Origin of the sequence: Pandoraea communis, from assembly GCF_902459745.1 — a bacterium.
Taxonomy (GTDB): Bacteria; Pseudomonadota; Gammaproteobacteria; order Burkholderiales; family Burkholderiaceae; genus Pandoraea; species Pandoraea communis.
This window is the reverse complement of record NZ_CABPSJ010000012.1, coordinates 1-5,572: the sequence shown is the minus strand read 5'-3', so window position 1 is coordinate 5,572 and position 5,572 is coordinate 1. Positions and strand designations below refer to the sequence as shown.

Annotated in this window: 2 tRNA genes and 3 rRNA genes; all 5 read right to left on the bottom strand. The window is 51.9% G+C overall.

Annotation, left to right across the window (positions count from 1 at the left end):
- Nucleotides 1-23: 23 nt before the first annotated feature.
- A 5S ribosomal RNA gene (rrf, locus tag PCO31110_RS25505) occupies nucleotides 24-136 on the bottom strand.
- A gap of 146 nt (nucleotides 137-282) precedes the next feature.
- Nucleotides 283-3,160: ribosomal RNA gene (locus tag PCO31110_RS25500) — 23S ribosomal RNA — on the bottom strand.
- 291 nt (nucleotides 3,161-3,451) lie between these two features.
- A tRNA-Ala gene (locus PCO31110_RS25495) sits at nucleotides 3,452-3,527 on the bottom strand.
- A 48-nt stretch (nucleotides 3,528-3,575) separates the two neighbouring features.
- A tRNA-Ile gene (locus tag PCO31110_RS25490) sits at nucleotides 3,576-3,652 on the bottom strand.
- A 64-nt stretch (nucleotides 3,653-3,716) separates the two neighbouring features.
- Nucleotides 3,717-5,249: ribosomal RNA gene (locus tag PCO31110_RS25485) — 16S ribosomal RNA — on the bottom strand.
- Together the 16S, 23S and 5S rRNA genes with 2 tRNA genes alongside form the textbook arrangement of a ribosomal RNA operon.
- Between the last annotated feature and the right edge of the window lie 323 nt (nucleotides 5,250-5,572).

The following is a 5,572-nucleotide window of genomic DNA, read 5'->3' as shown; positions in this document are numbered from 1 at the left end:
TGTAGCAAGGGGTTTTTAGGGGAGCCTGACGATTACCTACTTTCACACGGGTATCCGCACTATCATCGGCGTGGAGTCGTTTCACGGTCCTGTTCGGGATGGGAAGGGGTGGTTCCAACTCGCTATGGTCATCAGGCATAACTTGTATGTTCTGCTGCACGGTGAGTGCAACAAAACCAATTCAGAAGAAGCGTAGTACAAACATGTCGTTGGGTTGTGAGGGTATCAGCGCCCGCATTGGGGCACACACGCAACTCACACCAGGAAAAACACACTGGTTATAGGATCAAGCCTCACGGGCAATTAGTATCAGTTAGCTTAACGCATTACTGCGCTTCCACACCTGACCTATCAACGTCCTGGTCTTGAACGACCCTTAAGGGGAATCGAGTTCCCAGGGAAGTCTCATCTTAAGGCGAGTTTCCCGCTTAGATGCTTTCAGCGGTTATCTCTTCCGAACATAGCTACCCGGCGATGCCACTGGCGTGACAACCGGTACACCAGAGGTTCGTCCACTCCGGTCCTCTCGTACTAGGAGCAGCCCCCTTCAAACTTCCAACGCCCACGGCAGATAGGGACCAAACTGTCTCACGACGTTTTAAACCCAGCTCACGTACCTCTTTAAATGGCGAACAGCCATACCCTTGGGACCGGCTACAGCCCCAGGATGAGATGAGCCGACATCGAGGTGCCAAACACCGCCGTCGATATGAACTCTTGGGCGGTATCAGCCTGTTATCCCCAGAGTACCTTTTATCCGTTGAGCGATGGCCCTTCCATACAGAACCACCGGATCACTATGACCTGCTTTCGCACCTGCTCGACTTGTCAGTCTCGCAGTTAAGCACGCTTTTGCCATTGCACTATCAGCACGATTTCCGACCGTACCTAGCGTACCTTCGTACTCCTCCGTTACACTTTGGGAGGAGACCGCCCCAGTCAAACTGCCTACCATGCACTGTCCCCGATCCGGATTACGGACCTAGGTTAGAACCTCAAACAAGCCAGGGTGGTATTTCAAGGACGGCTCCACAGAAACTAGCGTTCCTGCTTCAAAGCCTCCCACCTATCCTACACAGACCGGTTCAAAGTCCAATGCAAAGCTACAGTAAAGGTTCATGGGGTCTTTCCGTCTAGCCGCGGGTAGATTGCATCATCACAAACACTTCAACTTCGCTGAGTCTCGGGAGGAGACAGTGTGGCCATCGTTACGCCATTCGTGCAGGTCGGAACTTACCCGACAAGGAATTTCGCTACCTTAGGACCGTTATAGTTACGGCCGCCGTTTACCGGGACTTCAATCAAGAGCTTGCACCCCATCATTTAATCTTCCGGCACCGGGCAGGCGTCACACCCTATACGTCCACTTTCGTGTTTGCAGAGTGCTGTGTTTTTATTAAACAGTCGCAGCCACCAGTTTATTGCAACCCCTTCACCCTTCTGGCGCGAGCCAGTCAAGCTACAAGGGCGTACCTTATCCCGAAGTTACGGTACCAATTTGCCGAGTTCCTTCTCCCGAGTTCTCTCAAGCGCCTTAGAATACTCATCTCGCCCACCTGTGTCGGTTTGCGGTACGGTCTCGTATGACTGAAGCTTAGAGGCTTTTCTTGGAACCACTTCCGATTGCTTCGCGAACAAGTTCGCTCGCCCCACAGCCTTGAATTACGCGCCCGGATTTGCCTAAGCGCCTTCTCCACTGCAGGGACCGGGACTTCCAACACCCGGACAACCTTCCGCGATCCGTCCCCCCATCGCATCATACGACGGTGCAGGAATATTAACCTGCTTCCCATCAGCTACGCATCTCTGCCTCGCCTTAGGGGCCGACTCACCCTACGCCGATGAACGTTGCGTAGGAAACCTTGGGCTTACGGCGAGGGGGCCTTTCACCCCCTTTATCGCTACTCATGTCAGCATTCGCACTTCTGATACCTCCAGCATCCTTTACAAGACACCTTCACAGGCTTACAGAACGCTCTCCTACCATGCGAGCAAGCTCGCATCCGCAGCTTCGGTATATTGCTTAGCCCCGTTACATCTTCCGCGCAGGACGACTCGATCAGTGAGCTATTACGCTTTCTTTAAAGGGTGGCTGCTTCTAAGCCAACCTCCTGACTGTTTTAGCCTTCCCACTTCGTTTCCCACTTAGCAATATTTAGGGACCTTAGCTGGCGGTCTGGGTTGTTTCCCTCTTGACACCGGACGTTAGCACCCGATGTCTGTCTCCCGTGATTGCACTCTTCGGTATTCGGAGTTTGCTATGGCGAAGTAATCCGCAATGGACCCTTCAACCATGACAGTGCTCTACCCCCGAAGGTGATACACGAGGCACTACCTAAATAGTTTTCGGAGAGAACCAGCTATTTCCAAGTTTGTTTAGCCTTTCACCCCTATCCACAGCTCATCCCCTAACTTTTCAACGTTAGTGGGTTCGGTCCTCCAGTACGTGTTACCGCACCTTCAACCTGGCCATGGATAGATCACTTGGTTTCGGGTCTACACCCAGCGACTGAACGCCCTATTCGGACTCGCTTTCGCTACGCCTTCCCTATTCGGTTAAGCTTGCCACTGAATGTAAGTCGCTGACCCATTATACAAAAGGTACGCCGTCACCCCTTACGAGGCTCCGACTGTTTGTATGCATGCGGTTTCAGGATCTATTTCACTCCCCTCCCGGGGTTCTTTTCGCCTTTCCCTCACGGTACTGGTTCACTATCGGTCGATTACGAGTATTTAGCCTTGGAGGATGGTCCCCCCATCTTCAGACAGGATTTCACGTGTCCCGCCCTACTTATCTCAAGCTTAGTTCCACACCAGGGTTTTCTCATACGGGGCTATCACCCACTATGGCCGGACTTTCCATTCCGTTTTGATAACACCGGTGCTAAATCTTGAAGGCTGGTCCCATTTCGCTCGCCACTACTTTGGGAATCTCGGTTGATTTCTTTTCCTGCAGCTACTTAGATGTTTCAGTTCGCCGCGTTCGCTTCACTAGACCTATGTATTCAGTCTAGGATGACCTAAAAGGCCGGGTTTCCCCATTCGGACATTTGTGGATCAATGCTTATTTGCCAGCTCCCCACAACTTTTCGCAGGCTATCGCGTCCTTCATCGCCTGTAATCGCCAAGGCATCCACCACATGCACTTATTCGCTTGACCCTATAACGAGTGCGTCTTTCAACGTCCCGCTACAGGTTGAGTTATCGCGTTGTGCCGTATTCCAAGTCATCTTTCGATCACTTTAAATACTGGTTGATACAATCACAACCCGTACAATTTCCACGCGCCATCTCTAACGCGCTTCCGTTGTACTACTACTTCTTCCAAATTGTTAAAGAACAAATACTGCATGACATTGCTGTCATTCAAAAACGTTCACGCGAAATCACTTGTGGGATTTACTTCAGACGTAAAAGCTTTTGACTGACATCGATGTGTGATCTAAGGAATTGGTGGAGGCAGACGGGATCGAACCGACGACCCCCTGCTTGCAAAGCAGGTGCTCTCCCAGCTGAGCTATGCCCCCATTTCAAGCCAGTTACCAACCCGACTTGGTCAGGTGCGGTGGTTAGCTTGGTGGGTCTGGAAGGACTTGAACCTTCGACCCCCGCCTTATCAAGACGGTGCTCTAACCACCTGAGCTACAGACCCGACTTAGATCTACGCAGTCAACAACCGATAAGCGTGAACACTCAACTTCCAGTGCATGCTCTAGAAAGGAGGTGATCCAGCCGCAGGTTCCCCTACGGCTACCTTGTTACGACTTCACCCCAGTCATGAATCCTGCCGTGGTAAGCGCCCTCCTTACGGTTAGGCTACCTACTTCTGGCAAAACCCACTCCCATGGTGTGACGGGCGGTGTGTACAAGACCCGGGAACGTATTCACCGCGACATGCTGATCCGCGATTACTAGCGATTCCAGCTTCACGCAGTCGAGTTGCAGACTGCGATCCGGACTACGATCGGTTTTCTGGGGTTAGCTCCACCTCGCGGTTTGGCAGCCCTCTGTACCGACCATTGTATGACGTGTGAAGCCCTACCCATAAGGGCCATGAGGACTTGACGTCATCCCCACCTTCCTCCGGTTTGTCACCGGCAGTCTCCTTAGAGTGCTCTTGCGTAGCAACTAAGGACAAGGGTTGCGCTCGTTGCGGGACTTAACCCAACATCTCACGACACGAGCTGACGACAGCCATGCAGCACCTGTGTTACGGTTCTCTTTCGAGCACTCTCACCTCTCAGCAAGATTCCGTACATGTCAAGGGTAGGTAAGGTTTTTCGCGTTGCATCGAATTAATCCACATCATCCACCGCTTGTGCGGGTCCCCGTCAATTCCTTTGAGTTTTAATCTTGCGACCGTACTCCCCAGGCGGTCAACTTCACGCGTTAGCTTCGTTACTAAGGAAATGAATCCCCAACAACTAGTTGACATCGTTTAGGGCGTGGACTACCAGGGTATCTAATCCTGTTTGCTCCCCACGCTTTCGTGCATGAGCGTCAGTATTGGCCCAGGGGGCTGCCTTCGCCATCGGTATTCCTCCACATCTCTACGCATTTCACTGCTACACGTGGAATTCTACCCCCCTCTGCCATACTCTAGCCTTGCAGTCACGAATGCAGTTCCCAGGTTAAGCCCGGGGATTTCACATCCGTCTTACAAAACCGCCTGCGCACGCTTTACGCCCAGTAATTCCGATTAACGCTTGCACCCTACGTATTACCGCGGCTGCTGGCACGTAGTTAGCCGGTGCTTATTCTTCCGGTACCGTCATCCCCCCGAGGTATTAACCCAGAGGATTTCTTTCCGGACAAAAGTGCTTTACAACCCGAAGGCCTTCTTCACACACGCGGCATTGCTGGATCAGGCTTTCGCCCATTGTCCAAAATTCCCCACTGCTGCCTCCCGTAGGAGTCTGGGCCGTGTCTCAGTCCCAGTGTGGCTGGTCGTCCTCTCAGACCAGCTACAGATCGTCGCCTTGGTGAGCTTTTACCCCACCAACTAGCTAATCTGACATCGGCTGCTCTTGTAGCGCGAGGCCCGAAGGTCCCCCGCTTTCCTCCTCAGAGCGTATGCGGTATTAATCCGGCTTTCGCCGAGCTATCCCCCACTACAAGGTACATTCCGATGTATTACTCACCCGTTCGCCACTCGCCACCAGGTGCAAGCACCCGTGCTGCCGTTCGACTTGCATGTGTAAGGCATGCCGCCAGCGTTCAATCTGAGCCAGGATCAAACTCTTCAGTTTAAACCTGTTACTGTTTTCGGTTTTTCGTGATAAATCACTCGAACCGGTCGCTCTCAAAGTATGCTGACAAGTTAATTACTTAACTTACCTATTACTATGTGAGCCTCAATAAATTTAAAGCTAATCTGCCGTAGCAGACGCACTATTCATCGAGTGCCCACACTTATCGGTTGTTTAATTTTTAAAGATCAATCGCATCCAACTTCGCTTCGTCGCACACTTACCGCGCCGTCGCTTCGTTTTCTGCGTCGCTGCATCAGCAGCAGAGAAGTGAGATTATGTCGCAGCTTCTCGTCGTCGTCAACAGTTTTTTTCGCTTTCTT